A 15,497-nucleotide genomic window follows, 5' to 3' on the forward strand; every position below is an offset into this window, starting at 1 on the left:
AGGTGTTTGCTGGGGGAGAGCAAGCTCCCCCCCGGTTGCGCTATTCAAAGTAAAGGGTGGTCAGATTGGCCTTGCCCATGAGGTTGGGCAACTCGCCATGCAGCTTGCTCGACTGTGCGAACACGCGGGGCTGGAAGTACATGGAAACCCACGGCACATTGTCGACCCACATGGCGTTCAGTTCGTCAAAGATCTCGTTCTGCTCGGCCGGGTCCGAGGTCGCCAGCAGACGGTCAACGGCGGCATCGACCCCGTCAAATGGCTCCTTGGAAACGTGGTAGGCCGCGTAGGACGTAAAGGTCTGCTGATAGGTCATGATGGGCGAGGGACGCCCGCTCCACCCGGCAAGGTTCAGCGTGATCGCTTCCTGACCGTTATAGAGTTCGATGCACGCGGCTCCCGTGGCCAGCATTTCGCCGTTGAGAGTGATGCCTGCGGGGCGAAGCTGTTCGCGCATCATGTCAACGAGCTTGGCACCTGGCGCTGGCGACACTATTGGCGTTGGCGCAGATGGCCACCTCAACCCCGTCTGGGTATCCAGCCTCAGTGACGAGTTGCTTGGCTTTTTCCGGGTTATAAGTGTAGTGGTTGTCGAGTTCCGGCGTCGATGGCCAGTAGCTCGGCGGAACTAGAAGGCTTGCTGGGAGCGCCTCAACTTCCCCACCGTAGGCGATGCGCGCGAGTGCCTGGCGGTCAATGCCATAAGAGAAGGCCTGACGGACCAGCTTGCTCGACACTGGCTCGAGATTGGTGTTCACCGCAATGACCACCGACGCAATGGTGGGCTGCGTCATGACCTGAAGATTGGCATTTCGCCGGATCACGGGCAGGTTCACAGGGTCAATGCTCATCACATAGTCGAGCTGACCGGCCATCAGAGCGGAGACCACCGTGGTCGGGTTCTTGATGATGCGATACTCGAGCCCGTCGAGCTTGATGCGATCTGGATTCCAGTAGTCGGAGAAGCGTTCGAGCGACAGGTTGTCGCCGGCTGCCCAGCTCGAGACCCGGAATGGGCCCGTGCCTGCGGGATTTCGGCCTACGCCTTCAACACCGTGCTCGGCTATCGCCTTGGGCGAGATAATCATGCCGCCACGATCCATGAGGAGCGAAGTGAGCACTGAATATGGACGGTCGACATGCAGGGCGACGGTGAATTCGTCGACCACTTCGATTTCAGTAACCGGGTTGAGGTCGGCCTGCTTGCCAGAGTTTTGATAGAACTCAATGCTGGTTTTTACGGCCTCAGCATTGAATGCCTCGCCATCGTGGAACTTCACGCCCTGACGGAGTTTGAGGACGAGGGTACATCCTCGTTGGTCCACTCGAACGACTCGGCAAGCATCGGCAGCGGCTCGAGCGTTGCCGGATCGAAGTCCAGCAGACGGTCATAGACCGTATACAGGAAATGGATATCGCCGCCGGAAAGGCCGTTGGCCGGATCGAGCGTCGTGGGCTCCTCTCCCACGCCGATCACCGCAATATTGTTGTCTGGTCCGGCGAACGCCGCAGGTGCGGCCACTGTCGTCGCGAATGCAGCTGCAAGCAGTAAGCTGGCAGTCAGTTTTCTCAGTCTCATGGTTTTCCTCCCTCGAAAAAAAGATCGTCGATGTCTTGAACCCGGTGACACGCTATCTGGCGCCCGGAGAATTTCTGCAGTTGAGGCTCCGCCTCCCGGCAGAGATCGATCGCGAACGGACACCGTCTGTGGAAGCGGCAGCCTGGTGGTGGCGCGCCGGCGTCATCCGCTTCACCCCGCGCAAGGACTGCTGCTTTCCGCTGCTTGCCGATTGTTGGTACGGCGCCGACAAGTGCCCGTGTGTAGGGATGCTTTGGGTCCTGAACGACCTCTTTGACCGGGCCATTTTCGACCAGTTTGCCTAGGTAGAGGACCGCCACGTGGGTGGCTATCTGCACCACTGCGCCCATGTCGTGCGTAATGAAGAGGTAGGTGAGCTGCCGCTCTTTGAGGCGCGCCAGAAGGCCAAGGATCTCATTGCGGACCGAAAGGTCCAGCGCCGAGACGGCCTCGTCCAGCGCGATAATCGTCGGCTTGGCCGCCAGGGCGCGCGCAATATTGACGCGCTGACGCTGTCCCCCGGAGAGCTGGTGGGGGTATCGGTCGAGAAATTCAACCGGCAGGCCTATGTCCCTCAGAATTTGAGCGGCAAACTCACGCAGTTCTGCGCCGCTGCGCTTGTTCATCAGGCGGTGGGGTTCGCTTATGGTGCGCCAGATCGGCCAGCGCGGATTGAGAGCGCCACCAGAATCCTGCACGACCATCTGGATGCCGGCTGCGCCCGCGTCGCGCGCGGTATTCTTCCCCTGGGAAAGCTCAACGCCGGCGACCGGAACAGTGCCGGAGGTAGCTGGCACCAGTCCGCAAACGGCTCGGAGCCAGAGTGGACTTGCCAGAACCGGATTCCCCGATGAGGGCGAGCGTGGACTGCTCAGGCAGGCTGATGCTGACATCGCTCACCGCCTGGACGTCGGAAGCGCGCGGGCGCTTGAAGCGGACGACAAGGTTGTCGACGGATAGCGCGATTTTTGTGCTTGTATCGGGGGTCATTGCATCTCACCAGCGTCGTCAGCCAGGATGCACCGGACGCCGCGTCCATCAGAAAGGTGGCGCATTTCCTGCGGCTTGGAGCATTCGGCCTGTGCCTTGGGACAGCGGTTGCTGAAACGGCATCCGTCCGGCCAGCGTCCTGCCAGCGGTGGCTGACCCGGAATGCCCTGTAGGAGCTTGCCGACTTCCGTCATGTCGGGCGTGGCGGCCACCAGGGCCTCTGTGTAGGGGTGGCGGGGCCGGTGAATGATGTCTTCTGCCGTCCCAACCTCGACAACCTGACCCGCGTAAAAGACGGCGTTCCGGTCGCAGGTCTCGGCGATCAGACCAAGATCGTGGGAAACGAAGATAACTGTCAGCTGCAAGCTTGAGAAGCAGGTCCACAATCTGGGCCTGGATGGTGACGTCCAGAGCGGTCGTCGGCTCGTCCGCTATGAGCAGGCGGGCGCCAGAGGCCAGGGCCATCGCGATCATGACGCGCTGGCACATGCCGCCCGAAAATTGGTGCGGATAGGCCCCCGCACGCTGCTCGGGGTCGGGAATGCCCACGCGGCTCAACAGGTCGTGCATACGTTTCCGTACGGCGTCGCCACGCAAGTCAGTATTGGCGCGAATGACCGCCTCGATCTGCGCGCCCACAGTGAAGACGGGGTTCAGTGCGCTGGCTGGTTCCTGAAAGATCACTGTGACAAGCTGGCCGCGAACACGCCGCATATCCTGCTCGCTTAGGGATGTGAGCTCCCTGCCATCCAGAGCAATGCGACCGCGACAATTGTTTGGGCAGAAGACGTGGAATGGCCAAACCAGTCAGCGTCTTGCCGCTGCCACTTTCTCCAACGATCCCAAAAATTTCACCAGCCCGCACCTCGAACGAAACCGGACCCACGAGATGATGGGCCGCGTGCTTCGTCGAGATGGAAACCCCCTCGAGTTTCAACACCTTTTCCTCCTCCGGTATCCGTGCGTTTTGCATCTTGATACCTGTCCGCTGCACTAGCGAATAATGTTTTACAACATAACAATTATACACCGGAGCGCAAGCGCCAAGAGGACGGCGCGCGCAGATATTTGGATGGCCTGTCCGGCTCGGGGAAACTCCCGCTGCCCAGGGGCATAAGGTGTTGAAAGGAAAGCTTGTTATGGATTTTCGCCAGAGGGAGGCGGTCGAGATGATGTGCGCTATCCATCCGACCTGAGGGGAGATTGGGTCAGATCGCAAATGGCGGTGTGGGACTCAGTAAGTCCCCTAGCTCGTCCTGATCAATTCATTGTCCGAACGATTGCGTTGACCTCATGAATTGTGCCTAATCCCGGCGGCAACTGGGGGCTCGTGCGAATGATCGCGCATTTCTGTTTTTCCGATAGACCACCGCCTGGGCCTGTCGTGTTGGATCTGCCCTGGTCCGAGGACGGGCCGGTCGGCCGGGTGAAGACACCGCAGCATCTGTTTGGAATGCTTGAGCATATGGGGATGTCGCCCAAGAAGGACGACGAATATATGCGCCTGCCCATTGCGCTGGGATATGGGGTCATGGTCGCGGGCATGACCGCCGCGTCGCTGGTGGTCTCAGGTGACCTGACGGCATGGCCGGCAAAATGGGGTGATCTGGTTGGCGCCGAACGCGCCAAAAAACAGGTCTATCACGCCTGAGGGGTGTCGGGCCGCTGCGGTCGCTCACTTTTCAGGTCTCGCTGGACATTTGACTTTTTCTAGCCTTGTCACAGGCGTATAGGCGGGCGCGTGCATCGCACCCTCTCCTGAAAGTGACATCCCAATGTTCGGAATAGATCCGAGTTTCTTCAGCTCGCTTGCGCAGGTGATCCTGATCGATCTTGTGCTGGCGGGAGATAATGCTGTTGTCATTGGCCTGGCGGCCGCCGGCCTCGCTCCGGACTTGCGCCGGCGCGCCATTCTCATCGGTATCCTTGCGGCAACCGTCCTGCGCATTCTCTTTGCGCTGATCACCACCCAATTGCTGTCGCTGGGCGGCGGTCTTCTGGTGGCCGGTGGCATTCTGCTGCTCTGGGTTTGCTGGAAGATGTATCGCGAGCTGACGGTCTCGTTCGAAGATGAACATGAGGCGACGGAGGCGTTGTCGGACGCCGACCACAATGCCGATGGCAAGGTTGCGGGCAGGGCCCCGCGCAAGAGCCTCGGGCAGGCCGTCAGCCAGATCGTCATTGCCGACGTCTCAATGTCGCTGGACAATGTCCTCGCCGTTGCGGGCGCCGCCCAGCACCATTTCGAAGCCCTGGTGTTCGGCCTTGCGCTGTCGGTGATCATGATGGGCGTGGCAGCCAGCTATATCGCGCGCCTGCTGCACCGGTTCCGCTGGATCGCCTGGATCGGCCTTGCGATCATTCTCTTCGTGGCGGTGCGCATGCTGCTCGAAGGGGCAGGGGCCTTCATCACCATTCCTGAAATTCCGCTGCTCTATACGCCACATGAGGCCGCCGCCGCAGTCGTTCATTAGGCTCTGCGAAACCAAATGGGCAATTTGCCCGCATTTGCTTGCGGCCAATAGCAATTTGCTCATCCTGTGCCGCTATATTGCCCCGCATCTGTTTATGATGCGGGGTTTTTATGTCCGTCATTGCTGATCGCTTGCGCGGATCCGATGCCGGGCCTCGTTCCGCTCCGTCCGTGGGTACACTACCGGAACTGAAGGCCGACCGCGTTTCCGGCGATGCGTGGGATCAGATCATTTCGGCATTCGACGAGGTCTGCCAGGAGCAGATGTTCGCCTTTTCGGCCGTGCGTTGGCCAGGCGTTACCTGTGAGCCGACCGTCTATTGGCACAACGGGCAGATTGTCGGTGGCGCACTGATCATGGTTCAGCCGCTGCCCCTGCGCCTCGCCGAAATGGCAGTGCTCAAATGGGCGCCCATGCTCGCCGATGCGGAGCGACCTGATGCGGAAGACATTCGCGCCGCGATGATCGAGGCCGTCCTTGCCGAATATTCGGCTCGCCGGCGGATGATGGTGTCGGTCCTGCCCGCTGCTTCGACCGATGAAAAACATCCGGCCTATCTTGCCCTTCGCCGGCGCGGTTTCTCCCGCGGGTCGTCGCTGCTGTTCCCCAATCGCTATCTCGTCAGGCTACGCCTCTCCGACGCGGAGCAGCGCAAAAGCCTCAACCAGAAGTGGCGCTATCATCTCAACAAGGCCGACAAGGCTGGTCTGCGGTTCGAGCGCGTTGGCGCCGACGCGCTCGGCACGTTCAAGCAGCTCTATGCAGCGATGACTGACCGCAAGCAGTTTCCCGATCATTCAGCCTACGAGACGCTCGATGCCCTGATGGGCGTCGATGAAAAACTGCGCCCGGAACTCTTCCTCGTCCATCTGGGCGAGGAATGCGTGGCAGGCGCCTTGATCTTTAAGGCCGGCAAGCGGGCCGTCTATCTCTACGGCGCCACCAATTACCGGGCACTGCCCGTGCGCGCCGGCTATTTCATGCACTGGCATATCATCCGCTGGCTGCGCGATAACACCACAGCCGATTGGTATGACCTCGGCGGGACCGATGGATTTCTGGGCCTGCACCAGTTCAAGAAGGGGATGGTCGGCGAGGCCGGGTTGATCCGTCCCGTGCCGCCGGTGGTCAATTATGCCGACAGCAGGCGCGCGCTGATACTCGGCACCTTCGCCTTCAGGGCGCGTGATGCGCTCCAGCATCTGCGTCGGCATGTCGATAAAGTGCGGAGCCCCAAGGCGCAGCCCGACCAGCCCCCCTATCGGCCGGAAGTCGATTTCGAATGAGTCTGGTGCGGCGGCTGGCGTCTCAATCGAGTGTCATCTTCGCCGCCCGCTTGTTTGGCGCAGGCCTGATCTTTGTCGCGCAGGCGCTGATCGCCCGGCTCTGGGGCGCGGAACTGCTCGGTGAGTTCCTCATCGTCGTCGCCAGCGTCAATCTCATCTCTGTGGTTATGCCGCTCGGCTTCCATACGGTCGGCACCTATTTTTCGGCTGAGTATCGGGCTCGGGGGGACAGGCGCCAACTGACCGCCTTTCTCCGGCGAGCCTATCTTCATGTCATCGTCGCCTTCGCACTGTTTGCCACGATAGGACCGTTGATCCTCAATCTTGTCGGGTTGGGGCAGGGGACGGTCGCGCGCCATTTTGTTCCCGTGGCCATGCTCATCCTCGGCACCGCCGTCGTCTACGTAAACAGTGCGCTGCTGATCGGGCTGAAGCGTCCCTTTGCGGGGTTCTTTGCCGATACGCTCCTGCGCCCGATGATCGTGCTGGCAGCCTTCCTTGCCGTCATGGCCACAAGCGTGGCGGAAGACGGTTTCGCAGCCATGCTCTGGATCATCGGCACGGGCTATATCTCCGTGTCGCTGATGCAGTTTGTGTTTGTCCTCACCAGCATTGGTCGGGTTTCTGACACGGCGCCGGCGCGTGAGATCGAGAGTGGACGGTGGTGGCGTTTTGCGCTGCCATGGGTGCTGATCAGCATCGCCACCGACTTTTTCTTCGATATCGACCTGCTGCTCCTCAGCCATAGCCTCAGCCGCGAGGATCTGGCCATATTCGGTGTCTGCGCCCGCATCTTCTCGCTCGCATCCTTCGGCGTAGCGGCGGTCTATGCAGTCACGCTGCCAGATATGTTCGAGAGCGAGGCGCGGGCTGATCGGGCTGATTTCCACCGCAAGGTGGGTGAGGCTAATATGGTGGCGAGCCTCATCGCGCTCGCGCTCTTTATCATACTGCTCGTGTTGTCGCCGTTCGCGCTGCAGCTGTTCGGGCCGGCCTTCACCGCGGGCGCCATGCCCCTTGCCATACTTTGCCTTGGTCTGATCGTTCGGTCCGCCTTTGGTCCGGCCTCGCTGGTGCTGTCGATCCACGACCGGCCTTGGGCCAGTCTGCCGGCCATCGGCCTCGGCCTCGGATGCCTGATTGCCGGCAATTGGCTGCTGGTGCCCACCTTCGGATTGATGGGCGCGGCCTGCTCGGCGCTTGTGGCGATCACGATCTGGTCGTTCGCCCTGTGGCTGACGGCGCGCTGGACTGCCGGGGTCGATGTCTCGATCCTGCAATGGTTCCGGACCCGCAGGGCAGCGACCGCAGCCTGATCCTTCGCCGCTAGGAGGCCGCGCCGACCAATGTCTTCAGCCTTTGCCTGAGACGGCCCAGGCGCCCGATATTGACGCCGCTGTCATACTCGACTTCCTGGCGCGTGTAGAATTTTTCGATCAGCAGATAATCCTGCCCGAATATGTGCTGCTCCAGCAGCGCAGTTTCCCGATAGCCGTAGCGCTTGAGGAGCATGCGGGCGACCTCGTTCTCCGGCCGGACAAAGGTGAAGGCCTTGTGGAAGCGCTGGTTGTCCCAATGGGCGTCGAAGGCGCGCATCCCGAACATGCCGAGCTTGGTCTGACGGTGAGAGGGGAACACCCAGCTCCAGTACCGGAACACCGCGCCGCACTCCGGTCCGGAGATCATGGCCCCGCCGGGCACGCCATCCGCGCACAGGATCATGATGTGCCATGGGTCGATGGCGAGAAGGTTGTGGAGAAAATTCCTGTTCAATCGCGCCGTTTCGTGTGCCTTGAAGCGGTCGCTGTAGTGTACCGAAACGGCGATGACGTCCACGAGTTCGCGATGGATCAGGTCGATATCGGCCGGTCCCGCGGGCCGGATTGTCATTTCAGCCATGGCAATGCCCCCTTGCTCGTCGGGCAATGATAACGCCGGCCGATGCAGGATTTCTGAATCGGGCAGGTTAACAGAGTGTCGCCAAAACCCTTGTCCCTGCTTTGGTCGCATGAGGCAGGGCTTGCCGGGGGGGTGTTGGCTGATTAGAACGAACTCGGGAGAGACTAGGAGGATGACAATGAGCGAACAGCTCTTGTTCCAGCCAAGTGCGTCGGCGCTCGCGCAAACTCACACTACGGCCGACAAGTACGATTCGAATTATGCCCGCTCGGTCAATGACCCTGAAGGCTTTTGGGCAGAACAGGCCAAGCGCCTGGACTGGATGACCTTTCCCACCAAGATCAAGAACACCACGTTCGAATATCCGGACGTCTCGATCAAGTGGTTCGAGGATGGCGTTCTCAACGTCGCGGCCAATTGCATTGACCGGCATCTGCTCGAACGCGGCGATGACATCGCCATTATCTGGGAGCCGGACAATCCGGCCGACCAGGCTGAGTATATCAGCTATCGCACGCTGCATGAAAAAGTGTGCCGCTGCGCCAATGTGCTGAAGTCGCTGGGCGTCAAGAAGGGCGATCGCGTCACGATTTACCTGCCGATGATTCCGCAGGCTGCCTACGCCATGCTGGCCTGCGCCCGCATCGGCGCGGTGCATTCGGTGGTGTTCGGGGGCTTTTCGCCAGATTCGCTGGCCGGTCGTATCAACGACTGCGACAGCGCTGTGGTCATCACGGCCGACGAAGGCCGTCGCGGTGGCAAGACCGTGCCGCTCAAGGCCAATGTCGACAAGGCGCTGGAAGATTGCCCCGGCGTGCAGAAGGTTCTGGTTGTGCACAACACTGGCGCCGATGTTGCCATGAAGGGCAGCCGCGACGTGTGGTGGCATGAAGCCGCCACTGGCGTCGAGCCCTTCCACGATCCAGAGCCGATGAATGCGGAAGATCCGCTGTTCATCCTCTACACTTCCGGATCGACCGGTAAGCCCAAGGGTGTCGTGCATACCCAGGGCGGCTATCTCGCCTACGCGTCGCTGACCCATGAGCTGAGCTTTGACTACAAGCGCGGCGAAGTGTTCTGGTGCACCGCTGACGTGGGCTGGATCACCGGCCACAGCTATATCGTCTATGGCCCGCTGGCCAATGGCGCGACGACGCTGATGTTCGAAGGCATTCCCTCCTGGCCCGACGCCAGCCGCTTCTGGCAGGTCGTCGAACGCCACAAGGTCAATATCTTCCACACCGCGCCAACCGCAATCCGCTCGCTGATGGGTGCTGGACCGGAATTTGTCGAGAAATACGACATGCCCAGCCTGCGCCTCCTCGGCACAGTGGGCGAGCCGATCAACCCGGAAGCCTGGCTCTGGTATAACAACAAGGTGGGCAAGGGCCGTTGCACGGTCATTGACGCCTGGTGGCAGACCGAGACCGGCGGCCACATGATTGCGCCGTTCCCTGGCGCCACGCCCACCAAGCCTGGTTCGGCCACGGTGCCTTTCTATGGCATCCAGCCGGTGGTGCTCTCGCCCGAGGGCAAGCTCCAGGAGCAGACCAAGGCCGAAGGCGTTCTCGCCATCAAGGATAGCTGGCCGGCTCAGGCGCGCACCATCTGGGGCGATCATGGCCGGTTCGTCTCGACTTATTTCGAGACCTACAAGGGCTATTACTTCACCGGCGACGGCTGTCGCCGCGATGACGACGGCTATTACTGGATCACCGGCCGCGTGGACGACGTGCTCAACGTCTCCGGTCACCGCCTCGGCACGGCCGAAGTGGAGAGCGCGCTGGTGGCTCATCCGAAGGTTTCGGAAGCGGCCGTGGTTGGCTTCCCGCACGACATCAAGGGGCAGGGCATTTATTGCTATGTCACGCTGATGGCCGGCGAGGAGTATGACGACGCCCTGCGCGGCGAGCTGCGCAACTGGGTTCGCAAGGAAATCGGCCCGATCGCATCGCCCGACTTCATCCAGTGGGCCCCCGGCCTGCCCAAGACCCGTTCGGGCAAGATCATGCGCCGTATCCTGCGCAAGGTCGCCGAGAACGACTTTGGTGCGCTTGGCGATACCTCGACTCTGGCGGATCCGAGCGTCGTGGACGATCTGATCGCCAACCGGCAAAACAAGCCGGCGTAATCGGCTGATCCAACGAGACAAAAAGCGGGCGGCGCCTTCGATGAAGGGCCGCCCGTTTCAGTTTGTGACGGTCGATCGGTAGGCTGAGAACCGTCGTCCTGGAAGTCACGCATGAGCATTGACCGTAAGGGGCAGGGCGGCACCCCCTGTTCAGGGGATCATTGTCTTGCCGCCTTTATCCCGTCACTGTCGGCACATCGATTCCCCCGGAGTTTGCCCGTGCGCCGATATCTGTCGCTTGCCTTCGCCATCGTCGCCCTCGCTGGAGGGGCCCAGGCTGCAACGCTTGAAGACATGGCCGGACAGATGATTGTCGTGGGCTTCGAGGGCAGCAGCGCCAATGCGGCCAGCGTCAAGGCAATCGCCGGCGAACTGGAAGCGGGCCGTCTCGGCGGCGTCATGTATCTCAAGAAGAATGTTGCGAGCCTTGGTGCGGTCAAGGCGATGAACGCCCTTTTCCGCGGTTCGACCACAAGCCTGCCCCCTTTCATCACCCTCGATCAGGAGGGCGGTTCCGTTGAGCGTCTGACCAAGGATGTGGGCTTTACCGAAATTCCCAACGCGCGCTCGATTGCCGCCAGCAATTCGCCGCAGCAGGCCGAGGCCATCTACGCCCGCATGGCTGCCGGCATTGCCGACCTCGGGTTCTCGGTCAATTTCGGACCCGTGGCTGATCTCGACGTCAACCCGGACAACCAGGTCATCACCCGCTTCGGTCGTGCTTTTTCGGCAGATCCGGCCGTCGTCACCTCCTATGACGCAGCCTTCATCGAAGCGCATCACGCAGCTGGTCTCGTTACATCGCTGAAGCATTTCCCCGGCCATGGCTCGTCGACCGCGGATAGCCACGAGGGCTTTGTCGACATCACGCAGACCTGGTCTCCGGATGAGCTCGTCCCTTACAAGACGCTGATCGATCAGGGCTCTGCCGACATGGTCATGGTCGCCCATCTCTATCATGCCGACTATTCCGACGGGGACGAACAGAGCCCATCGTCACTGTCGCCGCGCTGGATCGAAGGTGTTCTGCGCAGCGAGCTCGGTTTTGATGGCGTGGTCATCAGCGATGATCTCGAAATGGGTGCTATTCGCGACCACTTCACGCTCGAAGAGACAGTGGTAAAGGCTGTCGAAGCGGGGATGGATGTTCTCCTCTTTTCCAACACGGCCTATCAGCGGCCCGGCCTCAACCAGGAGGTTCTGGACATCCTGCTGCGCGAAGCGGCAGCGGATCCTACCTTCGCCGAGCGCATCGAGCAGAGCTACAAGCGCATCGTGGCGCTGAAGTCGCGGATTAAATAGCCGCACTTCCCCCGGTTTTATGCGTCTGGCAGTTTTCTCGGCCGAGGCGCATAGCTAAGGTGTGCGCCTGTAATCGGAGACGAAACGGCAATGACGGATGACCGCCAAGTTCGGCAAACCCGGGCATTGTTCCTGTCTGACGTTCATCTGGGGATGAAACCGATCCGGACGCGGCAACTCATCGAGTTCCTGCGCTTCCATGATGCCCAGACCATTTATCTCGTCGGCGATATCCTCGACGGCTGGCGGCTGGCGAAGACCTGGCGCTGGCCCGAAGAGTACAATGAGCTGGCCCAGGTCCTGCTCGACAAGGCTCAGTCCGGTGTCCGCATCGTCTATCTGCCGGGCAATCACGACGAGTTCCTGCGCGAATATCTCGGGACCTATTTCGGCGGGATCGAGCTCGTCGACCGCACGGTTCACACCTCTGCCACCGGCCAGACCTATCTTGTCATCCATGGCGACCAGTTCGACGTGGTGGTGATGAACGCCAAGTGGCTCGCCCATGTCGGGGATTGGGCCTATAATTTTGCCCTGCGCGTCAACAGCGTCATCAATTGGGTGCGGCGCAAGCTGGGCCTGCAATATTGGTCGCTCAGCGCCTGGGCCAAGCAAAAGGTCAAGAACGCCGTCTCGGTGATCGGGCGCTTTGAAGAGGCGCTGGTGCATGAGGCCAAGCAGAGCGGCGTCGATGGCGTGATCTGCGGGCATATCCATTTCGCCGACATGCACGATCGGCTGGGCATCCACTACATCAACACCGGCGACTGGGTGGAAAGCTGCACGGCGGTGGTCGAAAACCCGGACGGCACATTCGAGTTGGTCAAATGGACCGAGATGGTGACGGGTGAGCCGCGACGCATGAAGAACCGCAGCATCGCAGAAGACTAGGCGCTCTTCCGGGACAGCATCGGTCGGGCCGGCGCGCAATTGCGCGTCGCTGTGCCCTCAGCCCTCTTGCTTTGTCTTGGCAACCGTTGCACGAAGACGAACGAGGCGCGGTTCTCGCGCCCGGAGTCATTTTCCATGCCGTCGGTCCTATCGCGCTCGGGTAGCCCCGAGACGCGCACTTCAGTTTATCAGTTTACCGTCTACTTGCCTGGCGCGGTTGCCACGGTGTTCCTGGGCATCTGGCTTAGCCAGCACGGCGTGCCCGCCGATCAGATCGGCATCATCAACGCCCTCCCTATGCTGGGACTGCTGCTCCTCAACATGATTGTCGGGCGGCTCGCCGATCGCGCAGACGATTGGCGTACAGCTATCATCATAATTTCCGTGGCGTCGGCCCTAGCGCCGATCGGACTTTATTTCGTCAGCGAATTCTGGGGCATACTGCTAATTTGGAGCCTCTGTTCCATCAGCAATGGCCTCGTGCCACCGGTTATCGACGCAGCTACTGTGCGTATGGCCCGCCGGAATGGTACGGACTTTGGTGCCATCCGCGTCTGGGCAACAGTCGGCTATGTCGTCGGCGTTGCCGGCATCGGTGTAGCGTTGACCGAATGGGGTTCGGGCAGCTTCATCATCCTCTATATTCTGATGACCGTAGTCCGGGCGCTGCTCGGTTTCTGGCTGCCGCGCTTCCGCGCGCCCAAGGCGAAGTCGACGCTGGCCGAGCCCGAACTGCAGGCTGTCACGGGAACGCGGCTGCGCGATTCCCTCAAACTGTGGTTCATCCTGCCGCTCGTAGCTTTCGCGCTGGTCAACTCGAGCAATGCGCTGATCGGCGCCTTCGCCGTTCTGCTCTGGAACCAGGGCGGTATCGCTGATGTCTATATCGGCCCTCTCCTGGCCGCCTCTGCCGCTGCCGAGGCTCTGGCCATGTTCCTGTGGCGCCGCTTCGGAGGAAAGATCACCGCCCGCAACATGATCCTTGCCGCAGCGATCGCCGGCTTGATCCGCTTTACCGTGATGGCCTTCGATCCGCCGGTGGAAGTGCTGTTCTTTGTCCAGATGCTGCACGCCTTCAGCTTCGGCATCGGCTATCTGGGCGTCGTCCACTTCATCGCCAACTGGACCAATGAGGGCAATGCCGCCGAAGCTCAGGGCTTTGCCAACATGCTGCAGCAGGGTGCATCGATGCTGGCGCTGGTGGCTTTCGGCTTCCTTGTCGAAATGTTTGGGGCAGGGGCATTCTTCTACTCGACCCTGACCAGCAGCATCGCCATCGTCTGTGTGCTGTTGTCCCTCAAGCTCCGCCCACCCAAGGACGCCGTGCTGCCGCGCTAATCCGGGAATGAGGCGACCGGTCCCGCCGGCTTGCCTCTCCCGGCGACCGGGCCCATGCCACATTTCTACCCGCAACAAAAAAGCCCCGGTCTGAACCGGGGCTCAGACTGCTGACAAACCCCTGGCTTTGGCCGGGGGTTTTTGATTCACTGGGGCATGTTGAAGAAACCCAGCCCTGAACAGACTGCCCTCGAGATGGTGACGCTCGATGGTCTGGTGCCGAAGGATCATTTGCTGCGCAAGATCGACGCGGTGATCGACTTTTCGTTTATTCATGATCGCGTCGCGGGGCTCTATTGCGCCGACAATGGCCGGCCCGCGCTTGATCCGACCTTGATGTTCAAGGCGCTCTTCATCGGCTACCTGTTTGGCGTGCGCTCCGAGCGCCAGCTGGTGCGCGAGATCGAGGTCAATGTCGCCTATCGCTGGTTCTTGCGCATGAAGCTGACGGATCGGGTGTTTGACGCCTCGACCCTGTCGCAGAACCGGCGCCGACGCTTCAACGACACGGATGTGGCGCAGGACATCTTTGATCACATCGTCGAGCAGGCGATCCGCCACGGACTGGTGGATGGTTCGGTGCTTTATACGGATTCGACCCATCTGAAGGCCAATGCCAACAAGGGCAAATATGATCTGCAGATGATCGAAAAGTCGCGCTCGGACTATTGGGCCGATCTCGACCGGGCGATCGAGGCAGAGCGGGCGCTGCATGGCCAAAAGCCCTTGAAGGACAAGGAGCGTGAACCGCAGGTCAAGGAAACCAAGGTCTCGCGCACCGACCCGGACGCCGGCTACATGGTGCGCGAGGGCAAGCCGAAGGGGTTCTTCTATCTCGATCATCGTACCGTCGATGGTCGCCATGCGATCATCACCGACACGCATGTGACGCCCGCCAATGTGCATGACTCGATCGTCTATCTCGACCGGCTGGATCGGCAGCGCCAGCGTTTCGACTTCGACGTTCAGGCCGTCGGGCTTGATGCCGGCTATGCCACGTCGGGCATCGCCAACGGGCTGGAGGCGCGCGGAATTCTGGGTGTCACCGGTTATCGCAACCCCACACCGCCGCGCCCTGGCATGATGCGCAAATCAAAGTTTGCCTATGACAGCGCGCAAGACGGCTATGTCTGCCCGCAGGGCCAGTTGCTTGCCTATGCCACCACAGATCGCAACGGCTATCGCCACTATCGTTCGGATCCAAAGATCTGCTGCGATTGCCCATTGCTTGCTTCCTGCACCTCCAACGCTGCCGCAACCCGTACGATCACCCGCCATGTCTGGGCCGACGCACGCGAGCGCACCGATCGGCATCGGCTGACGCCTTGGGGCAAGGCGATCTACAAGCGCCGCAAGGAGACGGTCGAGCGCTCCTTTGCCGACGCCAAACAGCTTCACGGACACCGCTATGCAAGGTTCCGAAGTCTGACACGCGTCGCCTACCAGTGCCTCCTGGCCGCCGCCGCCCAAAACATCAAGAAAATCGCCCTCGCGCTAACCAAAGCCCCCAAACCAAGCCTCGCATGAGGCGGGAGCCTTGTGCGCGCCAAATCTACCAGGCGCTTAAGCCGGCAAACCCAGCACAAAACAAAACCCCGCCCAAAAAT

The 15,497-nt window shown here is 60.9% G+C and carries 16 protein-coding genes; 9 read left to right on the plus strand and 7 right to left on the minus strand.

The annotated features are described in order from the left end of the window. Positions 1-40: 40 nt before the first annotated feature. Genes NYQ88_RS08315 through NYQ88_RS08340 form a run of 6 tightly spaced genes read right to left on the minus strand, consistent with a single transcriptional unit; the run spans position 41 to position 2,934 of the window. Entirely contained in the window at positions 41-460 is a 420-nt protein-coding gene (locus NYQ88_RS08315) for a hypothetical protein (protein WP_275654468.1), read from the minus strand. A 1-nt stretch (position 461) separates the two neighbouring features. After that, positions 462-1,325 carry an ABC transporter substrate-binding protein gene (locus NYQ88_RS08320; protein ID WP_275654469.1) on the minus strand — a complete coding sequence of 288 codons (864 nt, stop codon included), beginning with the start codon at positions 1,323-1,325 and terminating at the stop codon, positions 462-464. Continuing rightward, positions 1,277-1,579, minus strand: coding sequence for a hypothetical protein (locus NYQ88_RS08325; RefSeq protein WP_275654470.1), 303 nt, complete (start codon positions 1,577-1,579; stop codon positions 1,277-1,279). Before NYQ88_RS08325 ends, NYQ88_RS08320 begins: the two co-directional genes overlap by 49 nt. Continuing rightward, positions 1,576-2,376 carry an oligopeptide/dipeptide ABC transporter ATP-binding protein gene (locus NYQ88_RS08330; RefSeq protein WP_275654471.1) on the minus strand — a complete coding sequence of 267 codons (801 nt, stop codon included), beginning with the start codon at positions 2,374-2,376 and terminating at the stop codon, positions 1,576-1,578. Before NYQ88_RS08330 ends, NYQ88_RS08325 begins: the two co-directional genes overlap by 4 nt. Next, the gene (locus NYQ88_RS08335; protein WP_275654472.1) at positions 2,336-2,569 is read right to left on the minus strand and encodes an ATP-binding cassette domain-containing protein; all 234 of its coding nucleotides are present in this window, start codon (positions 2,567-2,569) and stop codon (positions 2,336-2,338) included. The genes NYQ88_RS08330 and NYQ88_RS08335 overlap by 41 nt, the downstream gene beginning before the upstream one ends. Then, complete coding sequence (locus NYQ88_RS08340; protein ID WP_275654473.1) at positions 2,566-2,934, minus strand: oligopeptide/dipeptide ABC transporter ATP-binding protein; 369 nt, start codon at positions 2,932-2,934, stop codon at positions 2,566-2,568. Before NYQ88_RS08340 ends, NYQ88_RS08335 begins: the two co-directional genes overlap by 4 nt. A 1,019-nt stretch (positions 2,935-3,953) precedes the next feature. Here NYQ88_RS08340 and NYQ88_RS08345 point away from each other — a divergent pair. From NYQ88_RS08345 to NYQ88_RS08360, 4 genes are all read left to right on the plus strand, one after another. Next, positions 3,954-4,220 (plus strand): hypothetical protein, encoded by a 267-nt coding sequence (locus tag NYQ88_RS08345; protein WP_275654474.1) that lies wholly within the window; start codon positions 3,954-3,956, stop codon positions 4,218-4,220. A gap of 124 nt (positions 4,221-4,344) precedes the next feature. Next, positions 4,345-5,043: a YjbE family putative metal transport protein gene (locus NYQ88_RS08350; protein WP_275654475.1), complete on the plus strand. Its 699-nt coding sequence runs from the start codon at positions 4,345-4,347 to the stop codon at positions 5,041-5,043. A gap of 110 nt (positions 5,044-5,153) precedes the next feature. Next, complete coding sequence (locus NYQ88_RS08355; RefSeq protein WP_275654476.1) at positions 5,154-6,329, plus strand: peptidoglycan bridge formation glycyltransferase FemA/FemB family protein; 1,176 nt, start codon at positions 5,154-5,156, stop codon at positions 6,327-6,329. Continuing rightward, positions 6,326-7,645: a polysaccharide biosynthesis C-terminal domain-containing protein gene (locus tag NYQ88_RS08360; protein WP_275654477.1), complete on the plus strand. Its 1,320-nt coding sequence runs from the start codon at positions 6,326-6,328 to the stop codon at positions 7,643-7,645. The genes NYQ88_RS08355 and NYQ88_RS08360 overlap by 4 nt, the downstream gene beginning before the upstream one ends. 10 nt (positions 7,646-7,655) lie before the next feature. Here NYQ88_RS08360 and NYQ88_RS08365 read toward each other — a convergent pair whose 3' ends face one another. Continuing rightward, the gene (locus tag NYQ88_RS08365) at positions 7,656-8,228 is read right to left on the minus strand and encodes a hypothetical protein (protein WP_275654478.1); all 573 of its coding nucleotides are present in this window, start codon (positions 8,226-8,228) and stop codon (positions 7,656-7,658) included. 178 nt (positions 8,229-8,406) lie between these two features. On the opposite strand from NYQ88_RS08365, the gene acs reads away from it, so the two are divergent. From acs to NYQ88_RS08390, 5 genes are all read left to right on the plus strand, one after another. Continuing rightward, positions 8,407-10,359, plus strand: coding sequence for an acetate--CoA ligase (gene acs / locus NYQ88_RS08370; protein ID WP_275654479.1), 1,953 nt, complete (start codon positions 8,407-8,409; stop codon positions 10,357-10,359). Positions 10,360-10,578: 219 nt separating this feature from the next. Continuing rightward, entirely contained in the window at positions 10,579-11,661 is a 1,083-nt protein-coding gene (locus NYQ88_RS08375) for a glycoside hydrolase family 3 N-terminal domain-containing protein (RefSeq protein WP_275654480.1), read from the plus strand. A gap of 90 nt (positions 11,662-11,751) precedes the next feature. Continuing rightward, entirely contained in the window at positions 11,752-12,552 is an 801-nt protein-coding gene (locus tag NYQ88_RS08380) for a UDP-2,3-diacylglucosamine diphosphatase (RefSeq protein ID WP_275654481.1), read from the plus strand. A 135-nt stretch (positions 12,553-12,687) separates the two neighbouring features. After that, positions 12,688-13,890 carry an MFS transporter gene (locus NYQ88_RS08385; protein ID WP_275654482.1) on the plus strand — a complete coding sequence of 401 codons (1,203 nt, stop codon included), beginning with the start codon at positions 12,688-12,690 and terminating at the stop codon, positions 13,888-13,890. 156 nt (positions 13,891-14,046) lie between these two features. Next, complete coding sequence (locus NYQ88_RS08390) at positions 14,047-15,417, plus strand: IS1182 family transposase (RefSeq protein ID WP_275652564.1); 1,371 nt, start codon at positions 14,047-14,049, stop codon at positions 15,415-15,417. Positions 15,418-15,497: the final 80 nt, after the last annotated feature.

Origin of the sequence: Devosia sp. SD17-2, assembly GCF_029201565.1 — a bacterium.
Taxonomy (GTDB): domain Bacteria; phylum Pseudomonadota; class Alphaproteobacteria; order Rhizobiales; family Devosiaceae; genus Devosia.

Bases quoted from the DNA above. Each gene is read 5' to 3' on its own strand.
- NYQ88_RS08355 (WP_275654476.1), top strand. From the start codon at position 5,154: ATGTCCGTCATTGCTGATCGCTTGCGCGGATCCGATGCCGGGCCTCGT.
- NYQ88_RS08315 (WP_275654468.1), bottom strand. From the start codon at position 460: ATGATGCGCGAACAGCTTCGCCCCGCAGGCATCACTCTCAACGGCGAA.
- NYQ88_RS08380 (WP_275654481.1), top strand. From the start codon at position 11,752: ATGACGGATGACCGCCAAGTTCGGCAAACCCGGGCATTGTTCCTGTCT.
- NYQ88_RS08390 (WP_275652564.1), top strand. From the start codon at position 14,047: ATGTTGAAGAAACCCAGCCCTGAACAGACTGCCCTCGAGATGGTGACG.
- NYQ88_RS08335 (WP_275654472.1), bottom strand. From the start codon at position 2,569: ATGACCCCCGATACAAGCACAAAAATCGCGCTATCCGTCGACAACCTT.
- NYQ88_RS08325 (WP_275654470.1), bottom strand. From the start codon at position 1,579: ATGAGACTGAGAAAACTGACTGCCAGCTTACTGCTTGCAGCTGCATTC.
- NYQ88_RS08365 (WP_275654478.1), bottom strand. From the start codon at position 8,228: ATGGCTGAAATGACAATCCGGCCCGCGGGACCGGCCGATATCGACCTG.
- NYQ88_RS08350 (WP_275654475.1), top strand. From the start codon at position 4,345: ATGTTCGGAATAGATCCGAGTTTCTTCAGCTCGCTTGCGCAGGTGATC.
- NYQ88_RS08360 (WP_275654477.1), top strand. From the start codon at position 6,326: ATGAGTCTGGTGCGGCGGCTGGCGTCTCAATCGAGTGTCATCTTCGCC.
- acs (WP_275654479.1), top strand. From the start codon at position 8,407: ATGAGCGAACAGCTCTTGTTCCAGCCAAGTGCGTCGGCGCTCGCGCAA.
- NYQ88_RS08385 (WP_275654482.1), top strand. From the start codon at position 12,688: ATGCCGTCGGTCCTATCGCGCTCGGGTAGCCCCGAGACGCGCACTTCA.